18 protein-coding genes and 1 tRNA gene are annotated in these 23,099 nt (G+C 60.6%); 7 read left to right on the top strand and 12 right to left on the bottom strand.

Annotated elements, in window-relative coordinates:
- The first annotated feature begins 219 nt into the window (after positions 1-219).
- The 6 genes from AC0L2K_RS01720 (at position 220) to AC0L2K_RS01695 (ending at position 6,175) form a co-directional block, all read left to right on the top strand.
- Positions 220-1,236, top strand: a complete 1,017-nt coding sequence (locus AC0L2K_RS01720; RefSeq protein WP_128173952.1) for a glucokinase — start codon at positions 220-222, stop codon at positions 1,234-1,236.
- 114 nt (positions 1,237-1,350) lie between these two features.
- Positions 1,351-3,204, top strand: coding sequence for an ABC transporter ATP-binding protein (locus AC0L2K_RS01715; RefSeq protein WP_128173953.1), 1,854 nt, complete (start codon positions 1,351-1,353; stop codon positions 3,202-3,204).
- Positions 3,201-4,031 (top strand): 4-hydroxy-tetrahydrodipicolinate reductase, encoded by an 831-nt coding sequence (dapB, locus tag AC0L2K_RS01710; protein ID WP_128173954.1) that lies wholly within the window; start codon positions 3,201-3,203, stop codon positions 4,029-4,031. Before AC0L2K_RS01715 ends, dapB begins: the two co-directional genes overlap by 4 nt.
- 33 nt (positions 4,032-4,064) lie before the next feature.
- Positions 4,065-4,685, top strand: a complete 621-nt coding sequence (locus AC0L2K_RS01705; RefSeq protein WP_128173955.1) for a 2,3-bisphosphoglycerate-dependent phosphoglycerate mutase — start codon at positions 4,065-4,067, stop codon at positions 4,683-4,685.
- Between the two features lie 68 nt (positions 4,686-4,753).
- Positions 4,754-4,838: transfer RNA gene (locus tag AC0L2K_RS01700), tRNA-Leu, on the top strand.
- Positions 4,839-5,023: 185 nt separating this feature from the next.
- The gene (locus tag AC0L2K_RS01695; RefSeq protein WP_473530430.1) at positions 5,024-6,175 is read left to right on the top strand and encodes a tyrosine-type recombinase/integrase; all 1,152 of its coding nucleotides are present in this window, start codon (positions 5,024-5,026) and stop codon (positions 6,173-6,175) included.
- Between the two features lie 282 nt (positions 6,176-6,457).
- Here the strand turns inward: AC0L2K_RS01695 and arcC are convergent, their stop codons facing one another.
- From arcC to AC0L2K_RS01640, 11 genes are all read right to left on the bottom strand, one after another.
- Positions 6,458-7,393 (bottom strand): carbamate kinase, encoded by a 936-nt coding sequence (gene arcC, locus AC0L2K_RS01690; protein ID WP_128245724.1) that lies wholly within the window; start codon positions 7,391-7,393, stop codon positions 6,458-6,460.
- 3 nt (positions 7,394-7,396) lie between these two features.
- Positions 7,397-8,398, bottom strand: coding sequence for an ornithine carbamoyltransferase (locus tag AC0L2K_RS01685; protein ID WP_128245725.1), 1,002 nt, complete (start codon positions 8,396-8,398; stop codon positions 7,397-7,399).
- A 32-nt stretch (positions 8,399-8,430) separates the two neighbouring features.
- Positions 8,431-9,657, bottom strand: a complete 1,227-nt coding sequence (arcA, locus tag AC0L2K_RS01680; RefSeq protein ID WP_473530552.1) for an arginine deiminase — start codon at positions 9,655-9,657, stop codon at positions 8,431-8,433.
- A 58-nt stretch (positions 9,658-9,715) separates the two neighbouring features.
- Complete coding sequence (locus AC0L2K_RS01675; protein WP_128245726.1) at positions 9,716-10,033, bottom strand: hypothetical protein; 318 nt, start codon at positions 10,031-10,033, stop codon at positions 9,716-9,718.
- 60 nt (positions 10,034-10,093) lie between these two features.
- Positions 10,094-11,377, bottom strand: a complete 1,284-nt coding sequence (locus AC0L2K_RS01670) for an amino acid permease (RefSeq protein ID WP_128245894.1) — start codon at positions 11,375-11,377, stop codon at positions 10,094-10,096.
- Between the two features lie 302 nt (positions 11,378-11,679).
- A complete protein-coding gene (locus AC0L2K_RS01665) occupies positions 11,680-12,537 on the bottom strand; it encodes a TorF family putative porin (protein ID WP_128245727.1) in 858 nt (285 codons plus the stop codon).
- Positions 12,538-12,681: 144 nt separating this feature from the next.
- On the bottom strand, positions 12,682-13,623 hold the full coding sequence (locus tag AC0L2K_RS01660; RefSeq protein ID WP_473530429.1) for an amino acid ABC transporter substrate-binding protein: 942 nt from the start codon (positions 13,621-13,623) through the stop codon (positions 12,682-12,684).
- Positions 13,624-13,659: 36 nt separating this feature from the next.
- Positions 13,660-15,000 (bottom strand): putrescine-ornithine antiporter, encoded by a 1,341-nt coding sequence (gene potE, locus AC0L2K_RS01655; protein ID WP_128245729.1) that lies wholly within the window; start codon positions 14,998-15,000, stop codon positions 13,660-13,662.
- A gap of 32 nt (positions 15,001-15,032) precedes the next feature.
- Positions 15,033-17,396, bottom strand: a complete 2,364-nt coding sequence (gene speC, locus AC0L2K_RS01650; protein WP_473530428.1) for an ornithine decarboxylase — start codon at positions 17,394-17,396, stop codon at positions 15,033-15,035.
- A complete protein-coding gene (locus AC0L2K_RS01645) occupies positions 17,393-19,654 on the bottom strand; it encodes an Orn/Lys/Arg family decarboxylase (RefSeq protein WP_473530427.1) in 2,262 nt (753 codons plus the stop codon). Before AC0L2K_RS01645 ends, speC begins: the two co-directional genes overlap by 4 nt.
- A 544-nt stretch (positions 19,655-20,198) precedes the next feature.
- The gene (locus AC0L2K_RS01640; RefSeq protein WP_288141994.1) at positions 20,199-20,543 is read right to left on the bottom strand and encodes a VIT1/CCC1 transporter family protein; all 345 of its coding nucleotides are present in this window, start codon (positions 20,541-20,543) and stop codon (positions 20,199-20,201) included.
- A 311-nt stretch (positions 20,544-20,854) separates the two neighbouring features.
- Here AC0L2K_RS01640 and AC0L2K_RS01635 point away from each other — a divergent pair, with 311 nt between their 5' ends.
- Positions 20,855-22,114, top strand: coding sequence for an MFS transporter (locus AC0L2K_RS01635; protein ID WP_128245895.1), 1,260 nt, complete (start codon positions 20,855-20,857; stop codon positions 22,112-22,114).
- Between the two features lie 548 nt (positions 22,115-22,662).
- On the opposite strand, the gene AC0L2K_RS01630 is transcribed toward AC0L2K_RS01635, so the two are convergent.
- Entirely contained in the window at positions 22,663-23,016 is a 354-nt protein-coding gene (locus AC0L2K_RS01630) for a hypothetical protein (protein WP_473530551.1), read from the bottom strand.
- Positions 23,017-23,099: the final 83 nt, after the last annotated feature.

Here is a 23,099-nt window from a genome sequence, read left to right as displayed (position 1 = left end):
CGAAACCGGTGACAAGAGCGTCCCTCTCCCCGTCACTATTCGGGGAGAGGATGCCGGCACGCAGGTGAGGGGCAGCGCCAACGCTGAATGAGGTTAGTACGAAATTCGGACCGGAAGTGATTGCTCCGGAACTGACCCTGAAGCGACTTTCCCTTTCCCGGGTCATGCGGTAGTCAACGAAAGAACGGAACGCCACTGGGAACCGGGACGGACGAGAGCATGCCAGACGACGACACCGTGCTGCAGTTTCCGGTCCTGATCGGCGACATCGGCGGCACCAATGCGCGCTTTTCGATCGTGCTCGACGCGGATTCGGAATCAACCGAACCGCAGATCGTCCAGACCGCCAATTTCAACACGATCGACGCGGCGATCCAGGCGGCGGTGCTCGACCGCTCGTCGATGCGGCCCAACTCCGCCGTTCTGGCGGTGGCCGGCCCGGTCGACAGCGACGAGATCCCGCTCACCAACTGCCCGTGGATCGTCAAGCCGAAAAAAATGTTTGCCAGCCTCGGCCTCGGCGACGTCGTGGTGCTCAATGATTTCGAGGCGCAGGCGCTGGCCGTCGTGGCGCTCGGCGAAGAGCATATGGAAAAGATCGGCGGCGATGCGCCGGAGCCGAATGCCGGGCGCGTGGTGCTCGGCCCCGGGACCGGGCTTGGCGTCGCCGGCCTGGTGCACGCGCTGAACCACTGGATCCCGGTGCCCGGCGAGGGCGGGCACATGGATATCGGGCCGCGCTCGCCGCGCGATTTCCAGGTGTTTGCGTATATCGAGAAGCTCGAGGGCAGAATCTCCGGCGAACAGATCCTGTCCGGGCGCGGCCTGGTCAATGCCTACCGGGCGGTGGCCAAGGCGGACGGCAAGCCGGCGCCGTTGACCACGCCGGCCGAGGTCACCGCCGCGGCGCTGGCGAAGTCAGATCCGGTGGCCGAGGAAGCGCTGTCGCTGTTCGTCACCTGCCTGGGGCGCACCGCCGGCGACCTTGCGCTGGTGTTCATGAGCCGCGGCGGCGTTTTCCTGACCGGCGGCATCGCGCAGAAAATCCTGCCGGCGCTGAAAACCGGCAATTTCCGCGCCGCCTTCGAGGACAAGGCGCCGCACAGCGAGTTGATGCGCACCATGCCGGTCTATGTGATCACCCATCCGCTGGCAGCGCTTTCCGGCCTTGCCGCCTTTGCCAGAAACCCATCGCTGTTCGGCGTCCAGACGGCGGGGCGACGCTGGCGGGCGTGACCCCACAGAGTTTTTGCCGGCCTCGGCCATAGGCAAGCCGGCACCGGGGCGCTAAGAGGATTGCCGAATTAACCCGGCCGCGGAGCCGGACCGACATCACGGAACGATCCCGACTTGAACCAGTCGCTAAACCACCAAGCCAAAGCCCGGCCCGGCGAGGTCGTGGCGGTGATCCGCCGCATTCTCACTGAGAACGGCCGCGACTATCGCTGGTATTATGCTCTGGCCGTTCTGTGCCTGGTGATGGTTGCGGCCACGACCGCCTTCACCGCCTGGATCATGAAGGATGTCGTCGACCAGATATTCTACCAGCAGCGCGGCGATCTCATCGCGCTGATCTGCTTGTTGATCCTGGGCGCCTTCATGCTGCGCGGGCTGGCCACCTACGGCCAGGCGGTGACGCTGGCCAGGATCGGCAACAATCTGGTGGCGCGCTACCAGCGCCGCATCTTCGCCCATCTGATGAAGCTCGGCATCGGTTTCTTCAACGACACGCGCTCGGGACGGCTGGCCGCCCAGATCAACGAGAACGTCAACGGCATCCGCGACCTGCTGTCGATGACGCTGACATCCTTGGCACGCGACGCCGTATCGCTGATCGCGCTGATCGGCGTCATGATCTGGCAGGATCCGATGCTGTCGCTGATGTCGCTGCTGGTCGGGCCGCCGCTGATCTACACCGTCGTCTACCTGACCCGCAGGATAAGGCGCGCCACGCGCGAAGCCGTGCAGATAAACGCGCGGCTGATCGGCGCCATGCAGGAAGCAACGCAAGGCATCGCCATCGTCAAGGCGTTTACCCTGGAGGACGAGCTGTCGCGGCGCATCAGCGATCTTGTCGCCGGCGCCGAGCAGCGGGCAAACCGCATCGCCCGCGTCTCGGAACGGTTATCGCCGATCTCCGACATGCTGGCCGGTTTCGCCGTCGCCGGCGTCATCGCCTATTCCGGCTACCGGGCAGCCGTCGGCGGCCAGCCGCCCGGTGCGGTGTTTTCCTTCATCACCGCACTGCTGCTTGCTTACGACCCGGCCCGGCGGCTGGCGCGCATGCAAGTCGGCATGGAACGGGCGCTGGTCAATGCACGCATGATCTACGAGTTGCTCGACCTCGAGCCGCAGCAGGGCGACGCGCCCGGAGCGGCCGAAGCGAAGATCACCCGCGGCGAGGTGCGCTTCAACAATGTGTCGTTCGGCTATGTCGCCGACGCCCCGGTGCTGCAGGATCTCAGCTTCGTTGCCGCCGCCGGCAAGATGACGGCCATCGTCGGCGCCTCGGGCGCCGGCAAGTCGACGCTGGTGGCGCTGCTGCAGCGTTTCCACGATGTCGACGAAGGCAGCATCGAGGTCGACGGCCAGGACATTTCGAAAGTCACCAAGCAGTCGCTGCGCCGCTCCATCGCCTATGTCTCGCAGCAGCCCTATCTGTTCGAAGGCACCATTCGCGACAACATTCGCTACGGGCGGCTGAGCGCCAGCGACGCCGAGATCGAGCTGGCCGCGCAACAGGCCGAGGCCGATGGCTTCATCCGCCAGCAGCCCCAGGGCTATGACACCCCTGTCGGCGAAGGCGGCCTGACGCTGTCGGGCGGCCAGCGCCAGCGCCTGTCGATCGCCCGCGCCATCGTGCGGCAGACGCCGATCCTTTTGCTCGACGAGGCGACCTCGGCGCTCGACAACGAAGCGGAAGCGCGCGTCCAGCAGGCGCTGACCCAGATCATGGCGGGGCGCACGACCATCGTCATTGCGCACCGGCTGTCGACCGTGGTCAATGCCGATCATATCATCGTGCTGGAACAGGGCCGGCTGGTCGAGCAGGGCACGCATGCCTCGCTGATGGCCGACCCGCACAGCGTCTATGCCCGGTTCCACCGGGTGCAGGGCAACAAGGGGCTGGGGCTTGTCGACGACGGCAAGCCAATCCAAACTCCGGGGCAACGCGCGAAGAAGGCGGTCGGGAGAACTTTATGAGCGGTACAAACGACGTCAATGAAATGGGCCTGGTGGTGGTCGGCGCGGCCGGAAGGATGGGCCAGGCGCTGATCCGCGCCATCCATACCATTCCGGGCGCCCGCGTCGCCGGCGCGATCGAACGGGCCGGCTCGCCGCATCTCGGCAAGGATGCCGGCGAACTGGCCGGCATCGGCACTATCGGGGTTGTGATCGGCGACGATCCGCTGCCGGCTTTCGCCAGGGCCGACGGCGTCCTCGATTTCACCAGCCCGGCGGCGACCGTCGAATTCGCCGGCTACGCGGCGCAGGCGCGCATCGCCCATGTCATCGGCACCACCGGCTGCTCGGCGGACGACAATGCAAGGATCACTGCTGCGGCGCGCCACGCGACGATCGTCAAATCAGGCAATATGAGCCTCGGCGTCAATCTGCTGGCGGTGCTGGTGGAGCAGGCGGCGCGCGCGCTCGATGCCGACGATTTCGATATCGAAATCCTGGAAATGCATCATCGGCACAAGGTCGACGCGCCGTCGGGCACGGCGCTTCTGCTAGGTGAAGCCGCCGCCGCCGGGCGCGGCATCGACCTTGACGGGAACAGCGTGCGGTCGCGCGACGGCCATACCGGCGTGCGCAAGACCGGCGCGATCGGCTTCGCCACGCTGCGCGGCGGCTCGGTGGTCGGCGACCACAGTGTCGTGCTGGCCGGCACCGGCGAGCGCATCACGCTTGCCCATCACGCCGAGGACCGGGCGATCTTCGCCCGCGGCGCGGTCAGGGCCGCACTGTGGGCGCACGGCAGGAAGCCGGGACTGTATTCGATGCGCGACGTGCTCGGACTCGCCTGAGACGATCTGATCCACCAAACCTAAGGAGCAAAAATGTCGGGAACTCTCGTGCTCGTGCGCCATGGCCAGAGCGAATGGAACCTGAAGAACCTTTTCACCGGCTGGCGCGATGTCGACCTGACCGAGCTGGGCCATGCCGAGGCTAAAGACGCGGGCGCCAAGCTGAAGGCGCGCGGCATGAAATTCGACATCGCCTTCACCTCGTCGCTGATCCGGGCGCAGAAGACCTGCCAGCACATTCTCGACGCCGTCGGCCAGAGCGATCTCGAGACCATCCGCGACCAGGCGCTGAACGAGCGCGACTATGGCGACCTCTCAGGCCTCAACAAGGACGACGCGCGCCAGAAATGGGGCGAGGAGCAGGTGCATGTCTGGCGCCGCTCCTACGACGTGCCGCCGCCCGGCGGCGAAAGCCTGAAGGACACCGGCGCGCGCGTCTGGCCCTATTATCTGCACGACCTGCAGCCGCATGTGCTGCGCAGCGGCACGGTGCTGGTGGCGGCGCACGGCAATTCGCTGCGCGCGCTGATCATGGCGCTGGACGGCAAGTCGGGCGAGGAGATCGTCAGGCTGGAGCTCGGCACCGGCGTGCCGGTCATCTACAAGCTCAACGCCGATTCGACGGTGGCATCCAAGGAAGTGCTGGCCGGCTGAGCCGGCGGGGCAGCTTTCAAAAAAGCGCGTTGACACTCACCGTTTGCCCGCCTAAAGAGCCCGCACCGGCCCAGATGGCGGAATTGGTAGACGCGCACGGTTCAGGTCCGTGTTCCGCAAGGAGTGGAGGTTCGAGTCCTCTTCTGGGCACCAAATTCCAGTTTCAGACGATCCGATAGCGTCCAGAAACCTCCAAGAAAGCCCGGTTTTCCGGGCTTTTTTGTTGCCCAGTGATCCGAGAGCGTCCAGCGCGGTTTCTTGGCATCCGACTGATTTGTTGGTATCTTCGTTGGCATCCGATCGAAATGCCAACATCTAGCCAAGCCGGATACCAACAAATGTCGCTAACCGACACGCTGATTAAAGCTTTGAAGCCAGCGAGAACACCGACGAAGCATAGCGACGGCGGCGGGCTGCATCTGCTTTTGTCGCCGCAGGGCGGGAAACTCTGGCGGCTGGCCTACCGTTGCGACGGGAAACAGAAGACGCTGGCGCTGGGCGCATATCCCGCCGTTTCCCTTGCCAACGCCGGGCAGAGACGAGACGGTGCAAAGAAACTGTTGGCTTCGGGCATCGATCCATCGCAACAAGCCAAGACGGACAAATTGAACCGGCAGGCGTCAAGCGCGAGCACGTTCGACGCGATCGCCGACGAATTTCTTTCCAAGGTGGAACGGGAGGGCAAGGCAGCCGCGACGCTGACAAAGAAAAGATGGTTGATTGGCATGGCGGCAGCCAGTCTCGGTAAGCGGCCGATAACTGAAATCACAGCGGCCGAAATTCTCATTCCGCTTCGGAAGGTAGAAGGCGACGGCAACTATGAAACAGCTAGACGACTGCGCGCGGTAATCGGCCAAGTTTTCCGATACGCCATTTCGACATCGCGAGTGTCGAACGATCCGACGTTTGGCCTTCGCGGCGCGCTTGTCACGCCCACTGTCACTCACCGCGCCGCGATTATCGAGTGGAAAAAATTCGCCGGTTTGTTGAGAGCGCTTTGGGGCTATGAAGGGACGCCCGAAACCCTCGCGGCGCTCAAGCTGATGGCAATCCTCTATCCGCGACCTGGCGAACTTCGCCATGCTGAATGGTCGGAGTTCGACCTTGAAAAGGCGGTGTGGACGATACCGGCCAAGCGAACAAAGATGCGCAGGGAACACCGCAAGCCATTATCCGCACTTGCCGTCGATATTCTTCGCGAACTGAGAACCCATACCGGTAATCGTCGCCTTGCCTTTCCATCAATCCGGTCGCCCGAGCGGCCGCTTAGTGAAAACACCCTCAATGCCGCGCTGCGGCGTCTAGGCTATGCAAACAACGAAGTCACTTCGCACGGCTTCCGGGCGACCGCCTCGACGTTGCTCAACGAAAGCGGCAAATGGCAGCCCGACGCCATCGAAGCGGAGTTAGGACATGTTGGAGCCGACGAAGTCCGGAAGGCCTACCACAGGGCGCTGTATTGGAATGCTCGGGTTACTATGGCTGAATAGTGGGCTGGTGAGATCGACGAAATGCGTGCCTCGCACTAGGGTTCAAAGCCCAACACTCTGAACGACCGGATTCGACTTCATTGCGGTCGTTCCGTTCCGAGCGTCGCATGACGCGAACTGACCCTCTCCGGACCTTCGTGTCGATTCGTCGGAGGGGCTGCAATAAAGTGGATAGCGGACTTGCAGGCAGGTAACCGCGGATTCCTTGGTACCCGTGAAAGTGCGTACTGTGGTCGGGCTGCTTGCCGTCCCATTTGCGGTCGCCGTGCGGCACTGCCCGCTTCAGCCGAAGACAATGTCTCCAGCATCGACGGAGATGGTAGTACCTTTTTCACCTCGCACCGCGGCGGGCACATCCGGCAGGGCACAGATGATGGCGCGTCCACCGGTTACCCGGGCGAAGTCCTGCGCCGCCTCGACTTTCGGCCCCATCGAGCCCGCAGGAAAGGTGTAGGCGTCGAGCGCGTCGGGCGTAGCCGAGCGAATCGCGCGCTGTCCAGGCTTGCCCCAATCGAGATAAACAGCATCCGTGTCGGTCGCGACGACGAAAAAATCCGCCCCGATTTCCTTAGCGAGCAGGGCCGAGGCACGATCCTTGTCGATCACGCATTCGACGCCGATCAGATGCCTCTCCTTGCCCGGTTCATACATCGTCGGGATGCCGCCCCCGCCGGCGGCGATCACCACCGCGTCCTTTTCAAGCAGCCACTTGATCGGGCGGAGCTGGAAAATGCGCTGTGGCAGCGGAGAGGCCACGACCCGGCGCCAATACTTGCCGTCGGGCTTGACTTGCCAACCTTTCGCCGCCGCCTCCGATTTCGCCTCCTCTTCGGTGTAAACCTTTCCAATGAACTTGGTTGGGTCCTTGAACGCAGGATCATCGGGGTTGACCTCGACCATGGTCAGAATCGTAGCGATCGGCTTTTCGAACGGCAGGATGTTGCCGAGTTCCTGTTCGACCATGTAGCCGATCATGCCCTCGGTCTCTGCCCCGAGCACATCCAACGGAGAGTCTTCGCCCTCGTAAGCGATCTCCTGGAGGGCTAACAGTCCGACCTGCGGGCCGTTTCCGTGAGTGATGACGGTCTCGTGCTCCAGGCATAGCGGCGCCAAGGCTTCGGCTGCGACCTTGGCATTCTTGCGTTGATTCGTGGCGGTCATGTCCTCGCCGCGTTTCAAAAGCGCGTTGCCGCCGAGTGCTACCACCACGCGTCCCATGGCTCAGGCCCCCAGCGTGGCGACAAGGATCGCCTTGATCGTATGCATGCGGTTTTCCGCCTGCTCGAAGGCGATGTTCATCGGGCTCTCGAATACTTCCTCAGTTACCTCCATTTCGGTGATACCGAACTTCTCGGCCATTTCTTTGCCGACCTTGGTGTCGGTGTTGTGGAAGGCCGGCAGGCAGTGCATGAACTTCGCGTTCGCGTTGCCGGTCGCCTTCATCACCTTCATGTTGACCTGGTAGGGCGTCAGCAGCTCGATCCGACTCTTCCAGACTTCCTTTGCCTCTCCCATCGACACCCAGACGTCGGTGTGCACGAAGTCGACCCCCTTAACGCCTTTCGCCACGTCGTCGGTGATGGTGATGCGTGCGCCGGTCTCGGCGGCGCGCTTGGCCGCCATCTCGCGCACATCCTCATGCGGTTGGTTCTCCTTCGGAGCCACCATGCGCACGTCGCAGCCCATGATTGCGCCCAACATCAGCAGCGAATTGCCCATATTGTTGCGTGCGTCGCCTAGGAAAGCATACGAGATCTGGGTACGCGGCTTGTCGGCATGCTCGACCATGGTCAGCATATCGGCGAGCATCTGGGTGGGGTGCCAGTCGTCGGTCAGGCCGTTATAGACCGGCACGCCGGCGTATTGGGCAAGCTCCTCGACCAATCCCTGACCGGAGCCGCGGTACTCGATGGCATCGAACATGCGCCCGAGGACGCGGGCGGTGTCCTTCATGGATTCTTTGTGGCCGATCTGGCTGCCGCCCGGATCGAGATAGGTGATGTGGGCGCCCTGGTCGTGGGCGGCGACTTCGAACGCGCAGCGGGTGCGCGTCGAGGTTTTCTCGAAAATCAGGCAGATGTTCTTGTCCTTCAGCGCCTGCTGCTCGGAACGGGCGTACTTCGCACGCTTGAGATCGCGCGAAAGGTCGAGCAGGTAGAGCATCTCGCGCTGGGTGAAATCCGCAATCTTGAGGTAGCTGCGGCCCTTGAGATTGAATGCCATGATGTTTCTCCCTGAAATTGGTTGGCGAAGGCTCAGTAGGCAGGGTCGCGCAGGATCGGGCAGGTCATGCAGTGACCACCGCCGCGGCCGCGGCCGAGTTCCTGGCTTCCGATGGTGATGACCTCGACGCCTGCGCGGCGCAGCAGCGTGTTGGTGTGGGTGTTGCGGTCGTAGCCGATGATGACCCCGGGCTCGAGCGCGACGACGTTGTTGCCGTCGTCCCATTGCTCCCGCTCCTGCTCGAACGCGTTGCCTCCGGTGCCGATGACGTGCAGGTCGTCGAGCCCGAGCGCCTCCTTATAGACATCGAACAGGTGCTTGTTCTCCTTATGGATCTCGAGACCGGCATCGCCGCCTGGACGCAGCGAGAAGCAGTTGATCTCATCGACTACCTCGCGGAAGGCGGTTACCTTGTCGTGATCGAGGCAGGTGAACACCGTGTCGAGATGCATCGCCGCCCGCGATTTCGGCATGACGCAGGCGATAACGCGTTCGGCGGCTTGCTTGGCGAACAGCCGGTTGGCGACCTGGTTCACCGCCTGCCGTGTGGTGCGCTCGCCCATGCCGATCAGCACCACCCCCTTGCCGATCGGCATGACGTCGCCGCCCTCCATGCTGGTATTGCCCCAGTCCTCGTCGCTGTCGCCCCACCAGATCTCGTATTCGTTCTTCGTGAAAAGGGGATGGAACTTGTAGACGGCCCGCTGATAAAGCGTCTCGGGCTGGCGCGCCGGCCAGAACATCGGATTGCAGGTCACTCCGCCATAGATCCAGCAGGACGGGTCGCGCTGGAACAGCGCGTTCGGGACAGGCCGGACCATAAACTCGCTCGCTGACAGCACCTCTTGCATGATGGGCGTCACCATGTCGGCCGGTAGGTCATCGCGCACAATTCCGCCGAGCAGGTGCCGCGCGAGGGCATGACCGTCCAGTTCGTCGAGCCATGGTCGCAGGATTCGCGAGAGCGTGGGACCGACCTGATTGTCCGTTATTCTCCGGTCCAGAACGAACTTACGACCCTCCGGCACCGTGTCGAAGACTTCCGTCAGCAGGTCTTGGATGTCGTAAACCTCGATGCCGCGGTCCTTCATTTTAAGTACGAAGTCGGCATGATCGGATCGTGCCTTCTGCACCCAGATCACGTCGTCGAACAAGAGATCGTGGCAGTTACCCGGCGTCAGCCTTTCGTGCGCCAGCGACGGGCGCGACACCATCACTTTGCGGAGCTTGCCGATTTCCGAATGAACACCGAGTTGCATAGTCGAACCTCCCTTACTTGAGACCGGCGGCCCCGTGGGCTCCGGCGCGGGCATTGCGTCATTTGATCAGGACGTGAATGGGAATTCCCACGAGAACGAGCAGGAAACCGAGAAAGACTGTTTGGGCCCCCGCGCCATAGATCGCCCAGAGCGAACAGGTGAAGCCAACGCCGCCCAGTATCGCGACCTTGGTGACGCCGGCGCCAGCCACTGTCCGGCCAGTCCGAATCAGGATCATAAGCTCGGCGAGCGAGCAGAGCGCGTAGGGCAGGAGGCTCGACATCACCGCAAGCAGGATGATGGTGTTGAACGCGCCCACCAGCCCTTGTGCAAAATTCATCGCCACGAGGATCGAGGCCAGAACGTTCGAAAACACCAGCGCGTTCGCCGTTGAAGAAAAGATGTCTCGCAAGCTCATACATTCTACAATCTGTTCCTACATGGCAATCGCGCCTGTGCGCCGTCGTTGCCAGACAAACACAGGAATGCCCAACAGCAAGAGCACCAGTCCGTAAAGAACGGGCTCTGCCCCGCAGCCGTAGAGCGTGAACATGGCGAATAGGAAGGCTACGATCTCTACGATCGTCACACGGGGAACATGCACGCCGCCGCTGACGCGAGCTGAAACCAGGCTGCCGGCTAGTGCGCAGAACGCGTAAGGGATGACTGCAGCCATCGTGCTCAAGCCGACGACCAGATTGTAGAACGCCGAGAAGCCCTCCGCGCCTATGGCCTGAACGAGAATGAGCAGCGTCGCCAACACGGCCGAGACCACGATTCCGATCGCCGGCACGTTTTGCTGCGAAAGGTTGCCGAACAAGGGTGGGAATAGCCCATCGCGCGCTGCCGCCATCGGCACCTGCCCCATCAGCAAGGTCCAGCCATTAAGGGCGCCGATAGATGACAGGATCACGGCGATGGAGATCGAAATCTCGCCTGCAGGCCCCCACATCGCTCGGGCTGCATCGGAGAACGGCGAGAGCGAATGGACGAGTTCGTGCCGCGGCAACACGCCCATCACCACAATCGTTCCGAACACGTAGAGGGTCGCCGCGATCACAATTCCCAGCACCGTCGAACGAGGAATCGTGCGCTCGGGATTGCGAACGTCGCCAGCCGGGACGGTCGCAGATTCAAGCCCAAGGAAGGCGAACATGGTCAGCGGCGCCAGCGCGGCAGTGGCTTGCAGCAACGGCTGGCCGCTCGGATTGAACTCGCTGAAATGCGACGTGTCTATGTAGAGCAGACCAATAACAGCTACTGCACCGAACGGCACCAGCTTGGCGTAAGTCATTACCTGAGACACGAGGCCGGCAGCTTTGACACCTCGCAGATTGATCAGGACCACAACCCAGATCGCACCGAGGGTAAAGACAACGATCATCGTCCTCCCCCGCAGAATCGGGAACAGGTCGACGACCGAACCGGCAAGGGCAATGGCGATTACTGGCAGTGACGCCCAGATCGATATCCAATAACCCCAAGCAACCAGAAAGCCAGGGAAGTCGCCGTAAGCCAAGCGGGTGTAAGCGTAGGGTCCGCCGGTTGCGGGCGCTAATCGCGCCAGTTTCGCGAAGGTCAGGCCGAGGCAGATCGCTCCTGCACCCATCACGATCCAGATGACAATGGCGAGGTTGCCATAGGGAGCGAGGGCCGCGGGCGACAGATAGAAGCCCGACCCGACCATGTTGCCGACCACGATAGCCGTACACGCCGCCATACCAAGGCTTTTTCCGGTCGTGAGACCGTGCTCCGCCACAGCAACTGCAGGCCCTGCGGCAGGTGCACTTTTGGTCGGGTCCGGTGCTTGCGTTGTCAAGGAAGCGCTCAATCCCTGCTAGCAGTGGTCACAGTGCCGGTTCAAAGACCTTGAAATACGATGATCGCCCTTCGCTCGGGCCTGCCTGGAACCTCGAAGTTCCGCTCATCCAACCGCGTTGACTGTTTCGACGTGTTGTCGATTCCGCTTACCCAGATGCCGCCAAAACTGCGACTTGCTAGGCCTTTGTCAAAGCAGACAGGCTACTTGTCAGATAACCAGTCCCTCACCGCCGACCAGCTCGTATCGAAGGAAATGGTCGCCACCACCCTGTCATCGCAACCATCGGAGAAGCCGCTGCGAGCCGTGCAGCCCTCGTCGGAAAGATCGGTGCCCCAGTAACGAACATCGAGGGTCAGCGATTTCCAGCTGTACGAGATGCCGGCCATCCATGCGAGTTGCTCGAATGCGTCGGGATCATCGATGAACTGGTAGCCGATGCCAGCATACGCCGAGAAGTCATGCGGCAAAGGTACCCTCACGCCGCCGGCAACCCAGGTAGCTGTATTTCCACTCTGGTTGAAGTCGGGGGCAAAAAATACGCGGCCGCCAATAGTGAACATGTCTTCGACGTTGTAGTCGGCCTTAGCGAAAATTTCCCCATAATCGGGGCTAACATGCTCCGGTGTATAGAAGTAGTGAACGTAACCAAGATCGAGCGACAGCGGACCGAATTCCGGCCTGATACCTGCGGCGACATCGATCTCTGCTCCTTCAAAACCTTCGCCATAGTCGACGTTGGACGACCACACATTCACATATGCCGTGCCTATCGTCGGTAGTTCGATACTAGGCTCGACATAGCCTTGGATTGCAGGTTCGCTGTTGGAGTTGGTTATACCGCGCGAAACATAGTCGGTCGTCAAGGCGATGCCAAACGCAACGTCGAAGGGGACCCCCGGAGTGGCCGCGAGAGGCGGCGGAGGGGGAGCTGTGGGCGCGATTTCCTGCTCAACTGCCTGCGTGTTTGCTGACAGCAGTATGAAAGGAATTGCAACCATTGATCGTGAGAATATTGTGGCATAGACAGTACGGGAAATGTTACGAACAAATGCGGCCATGTCGTTCCCCTGTAATCGTGTTTTCAAGCCACCCCATTCCAGAATACGCCCCTACACGATGGTGTAAACACGGCAGCCATACCGCATCACCGCATTCGCGTATCCTTGTGTTATTATTGTACCAGATCATGTCTCCGAGCGCCATCAATCCGGCAATGCGCTTTGAAGGAAGAAAGTCAGGACCGCCTCGTCCGGCGCGCCGAACCATTTCGCGTAGGTGTCTTGGAACTCACTGGACCTGAAGTGCCGGCTGAGCGAACGATCGACAGACAGCCGAAAATCGTCATCGTTCCTTGCCAGCGTGAGCGCGACGGGCTCATGGGTGAAGAACCTCTGCAAAATCATCAAGCTGTCCTTCTCTTCAATTTCCGCTGTGGTCTCTACCAGGATCGGCCGGGGCCCGAAGAAGACATCCGTGGCGCCTTCCAGAAGGCCACGCACGCCGGCTTCGAAGCTCTCGACTGGAACGACCTCCGCGGGAATCTGAAAGTGTTTGAGGCGCTCTGAGAGCCAGGTTTCCGCGCTCGTGCCGGCCACGACGGAAAAGGTCTGCTCCTCGAGAATATGAGCCGGCGAGGCGCGCCAGATCGGTCCCGACGGAGGGCGGCCCTCCAGCACATCCCTCAGAGCCGGGGGAGCATCCGCCCTGAGCATCGCGGCTACTCCGGACGGATAGATCGGAATCGAGAACGAGACAGTCTTTCGTCTCTCAAGAGTGACCGCGTCCGGTCCGCACAGCAGATCGACCTTGCCCTGCACGACTGGATCGAAACCCTCCCCGACAGTCACAGGCACCCATTCGATCTCCAGGTCAGAAAGATTGAGCTCGGCTCTGATCTCTTCGGCAATCTTTTGGCACAACGAAACCGAATAGCCGGCGGGACCACCCGATTGCTCCGCAAACGAGAACGGCCGCACGTCCGGCCGGTAGCCGAGCAAGAGCTTGTGCGCCTCGCGGATGCGGTCCAGCGTGGCGGCTGGGGATGGAACCGTATACAAAAGCCCCAACGCAAACGCGACTGCCAGGACTAGCAAGGTCTGCCGGTGGCTATGATGCCGCAATGAAAACTGTTGGGCGCATTGCATGTTTAGTCTCCTCTCGAGGGCCTTGCTCCCCGGCAGTCAAGGGGCCGTGGTTGGTTCGACCGCCTCGCGCTGCCTGGTCGCGAAGCGAGGCGCGATAAAGCCCCAAATGATAAAGGTAAGCGCCGTCACCAGCATGCCGCCCATGACAGCCTCGTGCCCTGATGCGTAGAGAGCATAGGTGCTGTAAAGCATGGCCACTAAAGCAACAGCGACATTTGCCCGGTACTTTGTCCCGGCAATGTTGGCGGTCTTCATCATCATTATGAGCGCAGACAGAGCGATGATGTAAGGAATCACGTTCGTCACGACCGCGAGATTCACTAGAGCCGAGAACTGCTCGCTCAGCGTAGGCGAGATCGTCATCAGTGCCAGCAGCGATTGCACGACGCCGAGAACGATCATTCCTGTGACCGGCGCACCCATGCTGTTTACTCGGGAAAAGAATGCGGGGAACATGCGTTCGTCGGCAGCCGACTTTCCGGTCTGGGCGATCGTGAACTGCCAGCCGAGCAGCGAGCCGAGGCAGGCAAGAATTGCAAGCGCCATGACAATGTTTCCGATAAACGGATTGAACATCTGCGCATATGCCAGCGCGAACGGGCCGGTTGACTGGGCTAGGTCGGCGTTTGGCACGATGCCCTGGATCACGGTCGTGGATAGAATATAGATTACCGCCGCGCCCAAGGTCCCGAACAGGCATGCCAACGGGACGTCGCGCTTCGGGTTCTCCACCGCAGCCGAATTCTGCGCGGCCGATTCCATGCCCAGAAAGGCCCATAGCGTCAGGGCAATGCTCGATCCCATGCCTTCCGCGAGCGAAAGCCCGTTCGGATTCCATGCCTGCGCGAAGGTCTCTGAGCTGAACCAGAACCAGCCTATGATGGATATTCCGGCAACTGGAATGATCACGCCCCAGACCGTAATCGCGCCAATCCTTCCTGTGACGCTCGGGCCGCCGAAGTTTGCAACGGTAGTCAACCAAAGCAGTGCGATAAGTCCGATGCAGGTTGCTATCGGGGTCGACGAAAGCACCGGGAAGAAGCCGGCCAGGTAGCCGACGGCGGAGATGCCAATCGCCACGTTTCCAATGGCCAGCGAAAGGAAGTAGAGCAGGAACACCAAAAAGTAGCCTGGCTTCCCGTAAGCATCTTCGGCATAGGCCGACATGCCGCCAGGACGCTGATTAAACAGGCCCGCCTGCGCGAACCCGTACGCGATCGCCATCGATCCCACTGCTGTCACAATCCAGGACAGCAGCGATATCGCACCAACCTTTGCCATGTTCGTCGGCAGCATAATGATGCCGGACCCCATCATATTCACAGCGACGATGAAGGTCAGCTGGACCAAGTTCATTCGTTTCGGCTGTTCAGGCATAGCCAGTCCTCCCCAGTTCCTCGCCCTGGCCGTTATTCACGGACCACGTAAGTGTGAAACTTAATACGGCCGTCGATCTTTTCCTGGAAAACGCCCTGAACCTCGTAGTTGAATCCAGGAAACCGATTGAACGATTCTTCGAAAGCAAGGAAGTAGTCGAGCATCGGACGGGCTCTCTCGTCCCAGCGTTCGCCGGGCACGACGACGCCGATGCCAGGCGGGTAAATCAGCGCAAGCGTGGCCGATATCCGGTCTTTGATGTTGGCCAGAGGTATATAGTCGACATCGTTCGCGACGAGCGCCTCGTAAGCCTTCTTGGAAGGCATCGCGAGTTCAGGGAAGCTGGACGCCCTGAAGCATTGCAGTTGAAGTCCCTTGACGTTGGCCGCACGATAGAAGTCGTGCATCTCATTGCAGATCTTGCGGATCGTATAGCCGGCATAGCGTTGGCTGTTCGCCGCGCACACGGTCGGCAGGACCTCGGGCAACGGCGCATCGCGATCCCATAGGTTCTTGAACTTGACGAGTTTCGCAATCAGCGTGTTGAGCTTGCTCTCGTCCTCCGCCGGTGTCATGAGAAAGAGTATGCTGTTGAGATCGCACTTTTCCGGCACGACGCGCTGTTCACGCAGATAGTTGGCCACAACCGTCGCGGGCACGCCGAAGTTCAAATAGTCGCCGGTCCTCCGATCAATCCCAGGCGTCACCAGCGCCAGCTTGTTGGGATCGACCATCGCATAGCCGTCCACATAGCCTGAGTAGCCGTGCCACGTGGCCTCCGGATGGAAATTCCAGCATTGCTGCTCGCGCTTAAGCACGTCCGTGGGAAGGCTCTCCCATGGAGCAGCCTCAACGTCCGGGGTTATGGCGGAGCCGCGGATCGTCACCTTGTCGGGTACGAACGGGTCGAAGAACCATTTCTCTTCGTCGCCCTCGCCGTTATCCTCGTAGAATCGGCAGAATTCGCGCAGCTTTTTGCGGCAGTCGATCCCGAGCGCGATGCAACGATCCCAAAGCATCTCGCCGGCCTTGCCTTCGTGCACCTTCGCGTTTACCTCCAGCGAGGCGAACAGCGGATAGAACGGCGACGTCGACACGTTCATCAGGAAGCATTCGTTGAACCGCTTGTGCTCGATGAACCGGCGCTGGCCGCTGATATGCTGGTCGCGCTTGTGGATTTGCGATGCCTGCGAGAAGCCCGCGCCCTGCTTGTGAACGGATTGCGTGGAGAAAAGACCCGCCATCTGCGGCCCAAGGTCCTCCAGGCGCATGGGGCTATGGTCTTCGAAAAGGGGGTGGAAGGCATTGTAGCCGATCCACGCTTCGTCCCAGAGGATGTAGTCGCAGAGATGACCGATTTTCTCCATGACCTTGCGGACATTGTAGACGGTGCCATCGTAGGTTGCGAGTTGAATGCACGCGAGCCGGAAGGGGCGTTCCGCCCTGTGCCGGTCAGGATCCTTTACGAGAGGATTGGTGCGGATTTGCTCGCGGAGATAGTCTTCGTCCCAAGCATTCCAGTCGACGGCGCCGATCATGCCGAAGGAATTGCGGGCGGTCGGCAGGAAGATGGGGATCGCGCCGGCCTGGACCAGTGCGCCCTGGTGTAGCGATTTGTGATTGTTGCGATCGAACAAAACCAGATCATCGTGCTTGAGAGCGGCGTTTGCCACGATCTTGTTGGAGGTGCTCGTGCCATTGAGGACGAAGTAGGTCTTGTCGGCGCCGAATACCCGTGCGGCGTAGCGCTGTGCTTCTACGGCCGGGCCCTCGTGAATGAGGAGATCTCCGAGATCAACATCGGCGTTGCACAAGTCGTTGCGAAAGATGTTCTCGCCGAAATGCTTGAAGAACAGCTGGCCGGTCGGGGACTTCTGGTAGAACTGACCGCCCTGATGTCCCGGGCAGTCGAAGGCTATGTTGGCCTCGCCGTCATAAGCCATCAACCCCCCGAAGAATGGGGGCAACAGCGTCTTTCCGTACATCAGCAGGCTGGCGACCACCTGCTTGGCGTAGAAGGCCGGGGTCTGCTGACCGAGGTAGATATAGCCGTCAACCTCGCCCGTCTGGATGAGTACCGCCATGTCAGCGAGCTGGTGCGCATCGGCCAGCGCCCACAGCGGCGTACGGAACCCAATTGCCCTCACCGCCCTCGCCAGGCTGCGCGCACCTTCGAGTCGATCGCCGTCGATGGATGCAATGTAGGCCCCGACGGAGGCATCCTCGGAAACGTCGCGGTTGGGACTGTCAGCGATCTCGATCTCGAAGCCATCGGCTGCGATCTGCTCGAGCAAATTCTTCGTCAGGGGATTGCTGTCGTCAACGATCGCGACGATCTTGAGTAGTTTGTGGAATGGGATCGCGGCAGTCGGGGATCTGACGTCACGAGGGATCATTTGGCTACCCCTTTCGCAATGCAGTCAATCAGGTAGCGTCTTCCCTCCGTAGTAGGCTCGAAGCGCAGCCCGTGAATGTCGGTTTCAAAGCCTGGAAACTTCTTGTCGAAGTCCCGAGCGTAGAGCAGATAGTCGTAGATCGACTTGGTTGCCTCGGTGATACGTTCACCAGGCATGATCAAAGGTATGCCTGGCGGGTACGGCACCACCATTACGCCAAGCGTTCGTCCCATCAGCGCGTCGATCTCAACGCTTTCCACACGGCCGCGCACGAGGCTTTCATAGGCATCGCAGGGCCGCATCGCCATCTCGGGCAACGTCGTGTACATCTCGCGCTGCGCCTTGGGTAGATTGTCTTCGCGATAGATCTTGTGAACCTGATCGCACAGGTCCTTGAGGCCCATTTTTCCATAAGCCCCCGGATGCGCGTCGATGAGCGCCGGTAGCACACCCTTCAGAGGCGCATTGGCATCGTATAGTTCCTTGAAATTGAGCAGCTCCGTCACCAGCGTGCTCCACTTGCCCTTGGTGATTCCCATCGAGAACAGCACCAGGAAAGAATAGAGTCCTGTCTTTTCGATCTCGATGCGTCGCGCCGACAAGAACTTGACGACCACGGCAGCAGGGATGCCATGTTCCTGCATGTAGCCATTCGCCGACAGGCCCGGGCTGAGGATGGTGACCTTGATCGGGTCCACGAGTACATGATTGTCAGCCAGACCCTCGAAGCCGTGCCAAGGATCACCTGGTTTCAGGACCCACTCGAACCTTGTCCCGGCAGGCAGCTCAGCGATGGCATCAGGCTGCCAGACGTCGAACCACCATGAACCGTGGACCTGCTTTCTGACGGCCGCCATTGCGCGGCGGAAGCTGAGCGCCTCCTCAATGGTTTCCTGCACGAGAGCCCGGCCTGCAGGTTGTTCCATCATCGCCGCGGCGACATCGCAGGAAGCAATGATGCCGTATTGCGGCGAGGTCGAGGTGTGCATCATGAACGCGTCGTTGAAGCGGGCCATGTCCAGCCGCTTCTTCTCGGCATGCTGTACCTGGATCATGGACGCCTGCGACCAGGCAGCCAGCAGCTTGTGTGTCGAGTGGGTTGCGAAGGTGATCGCGTTGGCCGAACGCGCAGGACTGGCCGACGAGATGCCGTGATAGCCATCGTAGAATTCGTGGAAATTGGCGTAAGCGTACCAAGCCTCGTCGAAATGAAGTATCTCGACGGAATTGCCAATGGTCTGCTTTACCGCATCGATATTGTAGCAAAGACCGTCATAGGTTGAGTTGGTCATCACCATCAGGCGGACCTTGCCGTCGGTCTCCTTGGCAAACTCACTCGCCGCGATCTTCTTCTTGATCGACTGTGGCGTGAACTGGTCCCTGGATATCGGACCAATGATGCCCAAGCCGTTACGGGACGGCACAAGATAGATCGGCGTTGCACCCGTCATGATCAATGAGTGCAGTATCGACTTGTGACAGTTACGGTCGCACAAAACCAGATCGCCACGGCTAACGGTTCCGTGCCAGACGATTTTGTTGGCCGTGGATGTACCGCCCACGACGAACAATGTCTCGTCCGCTCCGAAGATTCGCGCAGCGTTACGCTCGCCTTCCGCGATGGGACCGGTGTGGTCCAGGAGCGATCCAAGCTTGCCGACCGATACGGAGATATCGGACCGCAAGGTGTTTTCGCCGAAGAACTCGTAGAAGAGCAGACCGACCGGACTCTTGCGGAAAGCCACACCACCGCCGTGACCGGGCGTGTGCCAGGAGTAGCTGGCCTGCAAAGTGTATTCCATGAGCGCCTTGAACATCGGCGGTGGAAGGCGCTCGAGGTAGAGCTGCGCCGCGCGCACGATGACCCGCGCAATGAACTCAGGCGAGTCCTCGAACAGCCGCATGAAGGCATTGGCGTGCTTCAGGACCCTGGTCGGAACCATCTCGGCGGTGAGTTCGTCGCCGAAGAGGAAGATCGGCAGTCGATCGTTGCGACTGCGCTTGGACGCCAACACCTCCTCGAGGACCTGCCACCGCGTCTCGGCGTTCTCCGAGCCGTCTACGGAGATCAACCAGCACGATTCGTTATTGAAGATTTTGACGAGCCGCCGGGCATCCTCGTACGATACGCCAGCGACCACGCGGAATCCCTCTTTCTCGATCGCGGCAGCAAGCTGTTGCATCCCGCGACCGGCAGCGCTCTTGCCCTCGTAGTCTTCGTCGATGATCGCAATTGGGAATGCTTGAACTTCACGCATGGCTTAACCCACCCTGGGGCCCAAGATTTCGGTGAGATTCGAGCTAATTTTCGAGATAATCTTCGATATAACCTTCAAGCTTATCGCAGAAATAGAGTGATGTGAAGGGTACATGCATCCTGAATTTGACCTTCATCGGCCGAATCGTTGTGGACTACACGCCGACAGCAGCAGCCGTGCGTATCTGCAAGCCTGATAGAGGTCTAGCAGGCGGTTGGCTATAAACTATGTTAACAACGTTGGCGTCTTGGTGCTATAGATTTGAAGTTAACCAGAGATCGTAGTCGCGGCGGCGTTCGCTGCGCTGACGATCTCAACGCTATGTGGCGAATGGCAGCTTTGGCCGCGGGTCGCCCGGTATCTACGCCCTCATGCTGCTAGATTGGCACGAATTGGTGGACCTGACAAGGAACGAGGCGAAAGTTACGGCAATCGAGGAAACAGGCCATGGCACGGTGTTGATGCCGCAGGTTGGAGCGTCGGGTTCGCCCGCTGCGATCTGTCCGACAGAACAGCACGTGTGCAGCCGACCAGCCGCGGTCCCTCAACCGCCTAACGCGATGGTCAGCGCAACCAACAGGCAACCGAGCAAAACCATGGAACCGGCCGTCCACCACGGCCGGTATTCTACTAGGTGTCCGAACGCGTAACCAGCGATCAGCATTATCGCAATGGCGATTGAGTTTGAGATCCGAAGCGCAGTTCGGGCATCCTGCACAAGCAGGAACGGAACAATGATGGGCATCGTAGAGCCGAACACCAGAACAAAAACAGCCGCGGCGCCTAGCCAGTCCTCTCTCTTGAGTCCTGCCCGCGTTTTCGCCGTCGTGACCTTCGACAGCGTGGAATGCACCCTGTCGAGATTGGCAGGCGTCAATACCGATGCCACCAGCAAAGGCTGTGCTCACAGGAGAATGAGAAGCAACTTCTAAGTGGTTGTTTATGAAATCTTCCGGTCACCGGCGAGCGTAGCAGGGCGCACCAGCCGGTTTCCTCCATCAGACGCACTCCCGAGCGATCGGGATGAGAAGCCCTCACAAGCGTTCTACGACGTAAATTGACCCCAAGTGGACCTTCTTATCGCGAGGCGGCAGTGACCGCTCAAGGGGGAAAGCGGACCGATGTAGGCCTCATGCGTTGACATTAGGCGGGCGCGGCCAGTTTAGTGGGGGCATCAAAGCTGTTGTGCCCTATCGGAAGATGCTAGGTTACCTCTTACCTCTCGGCTACCGCCCCATCCTGTCGCTTCTTCGCGGCACGGGTTTCCTGCTTGCAGCAACAGGGTTGCATGGCTTGCTCTTGCCGCTGCGCGGGCAGGCGGAGGGGTTCTCGACTGCGTCCCTTGGGTTACTCGGAACCGCCTGGGCGGGCGGTTTCGTCGCCGGCTGCATCTTGGCACCTCGGCTTGTCCGCCAGATCGGGCACGTCCGCGCATTCGGCACCTTTGCGGCTTCTGGCGCAATCGTCGCGCTGCTCACCGGCCTGATGGTTGACCAGTACGTATGGATTGTTCTGCGCGCCTTCACTGGCTTCGTGATGGCCGGCGCTTACATGATCGTCGAGAGCTGGTTAAACGAGAAGGCGACCAATGAGAGCCGGGGCACCGTCTTCGGCCTTTACATGATTGTCTCATATGCCTCGCTCGTGGCCGGCCAGATGATCGTCGTCTTGGGAGACGTGAGGAACGCGTCGCTGTTCATGGTCGCCGGGATCTTCTTCTGCCTCGCCTTAATCCCGACGGCAGTGTCATCGGCAGCGACGCCAAAACCGCTAGAGGATGTCGCCCTCGATCTGAAAGGTATCTATGCCACTTCACCGCTCGCCCTGATCGGCTGTTTCCTGACCGGCGTTGCCAACGGAGCCTGGGGAACGCTCGGAGCCGTCTATGGTGCCCGCATCGGTATCAGCAACACGGGTATTGCAGTGATGGCAAGCGCAGTTGTTCTCGCCGGTGCCGCTCTCCAGTTTCCGGTGGGCCGGCTGTCCGATATCACCGACCGCCGCCATGTGCTAGCCGGTGCGGCGGTCGGAGCGGCCGTCTTCGCGCTCCTCGTCTTCGTCCTCCAGCCGCGGTCGGCCGCATTGGTCATAGTTACCACCGCGGCCTACGGTGCCCTGGCCTACACCCTCTATTCGGTCGCAGTGGCACATGCCAACGACCGCGCCCGTCCAGAGGAGTTCGTCAAGGTGTCGAGCGGTCTGCTGCTGTTCTATGGCTTCGGCACGATGGTCGGGCCGGTGCTGGGGGCCGTGCTGATGGCCGAGATGCGGCCCGAGAGCTTGTTCCTCGCTACCGCTCTCGCGCACACTCTGCTCGCCGTATACGCGCTGGTCAGCATCAGGAGCCGCGCTCCGGTATCGCAGGCTGCCAAGGAGGCGTTCAGGACACTGCCGGTCGAGCAGGCTGGGACGCCTGAATCGCTGCGGCTGGATCCACGAACCGGCCCGGCCGCAGAGTGAAACCAGGCGGCAAGTCTGACAATCCCGTCGGGAATGCGTCGCTGTGTCGCTTGCCGCCGTCTGTAGATTGTGCGCTTTGCACAGCCGCTCCCTACAGTGGAGTGTCCTCTCTCGGCCGATATTGTTGAAAAGTCCGGCGCCCCGAACGCTTCCAGGCGTTCGATAATCGTGGTCTGAGTCAACCCGTCCTTGTGGAGGCGATCACTTGCTTCGTCCTTCCAGAAGAGATCGCTGTGCGGCGGCCGCTTCGCGTTCAGATCCCTGACTGTCCGGACGGCCTTCTTGGCCCATTTCTGAAAATCATCGACAGACCAGTAAAGCACCTTCTTCAGTGCGGGCTTCGCACCAATCCCAGCCTTAACGCACGGCGTGATGAGAACAGCGGTCATGCTCAATTCGTCCGCTCCCGCCACGTTTTCCTTGATCCAGTCGGGGTGCATCGCAGCCTGTTTCGCCTTTTCGGTCCCAAACACCGACGTGGCGCTGCATTTAGGATGATCCTCGAACACGATGCCTTTGGTTTGTCGAATACATTGTCGGCAGTGTTTTCAATCGCCATTGTCATACCCATCGGGATCGTCGTCGTGATCTTTTTCGTCATCATCGAACTTGGAAGGATCGACGACCGGGACCAGGAAGACGCGCCAGTCAATGCCATCACTAGGACTGTCCGCGTCCCCAGCCGTCACGCGGCTAGCCTTCCAGGTTTCGGCCTCATTGGGGCGCGCCCTGCGCAAATGGATTTCGGAGACGCCATCCCAGAGCGAACGACCTTCATTCTGGAATACATGCAGGTCCCGCTGGAATGCCCTGTCCGCCAGCCGCGCCCTTGCCTCATCATCGCCTGCCGCGTCAAAAGCGAAGATTGCTCGTCCCGATATCTCGGCCACATATATGGTCATCTTCGATCCCTTTCCCGGAGCTGTTTGAGCGGCTCTCGAAAGCTGAGATCGTGCCTCGACGAGCGGCATGTTCACTCGCTCGG

The sequence above is a fragment of the Mesorhizobium sp. WSM4817 genome, assembly GCF_055811135.1.
The sequence above is the reverse complement of the archived record's forward strand: the minus strand, read 5'-3'. Positions and strand labels throughout refer to the sequence as shown.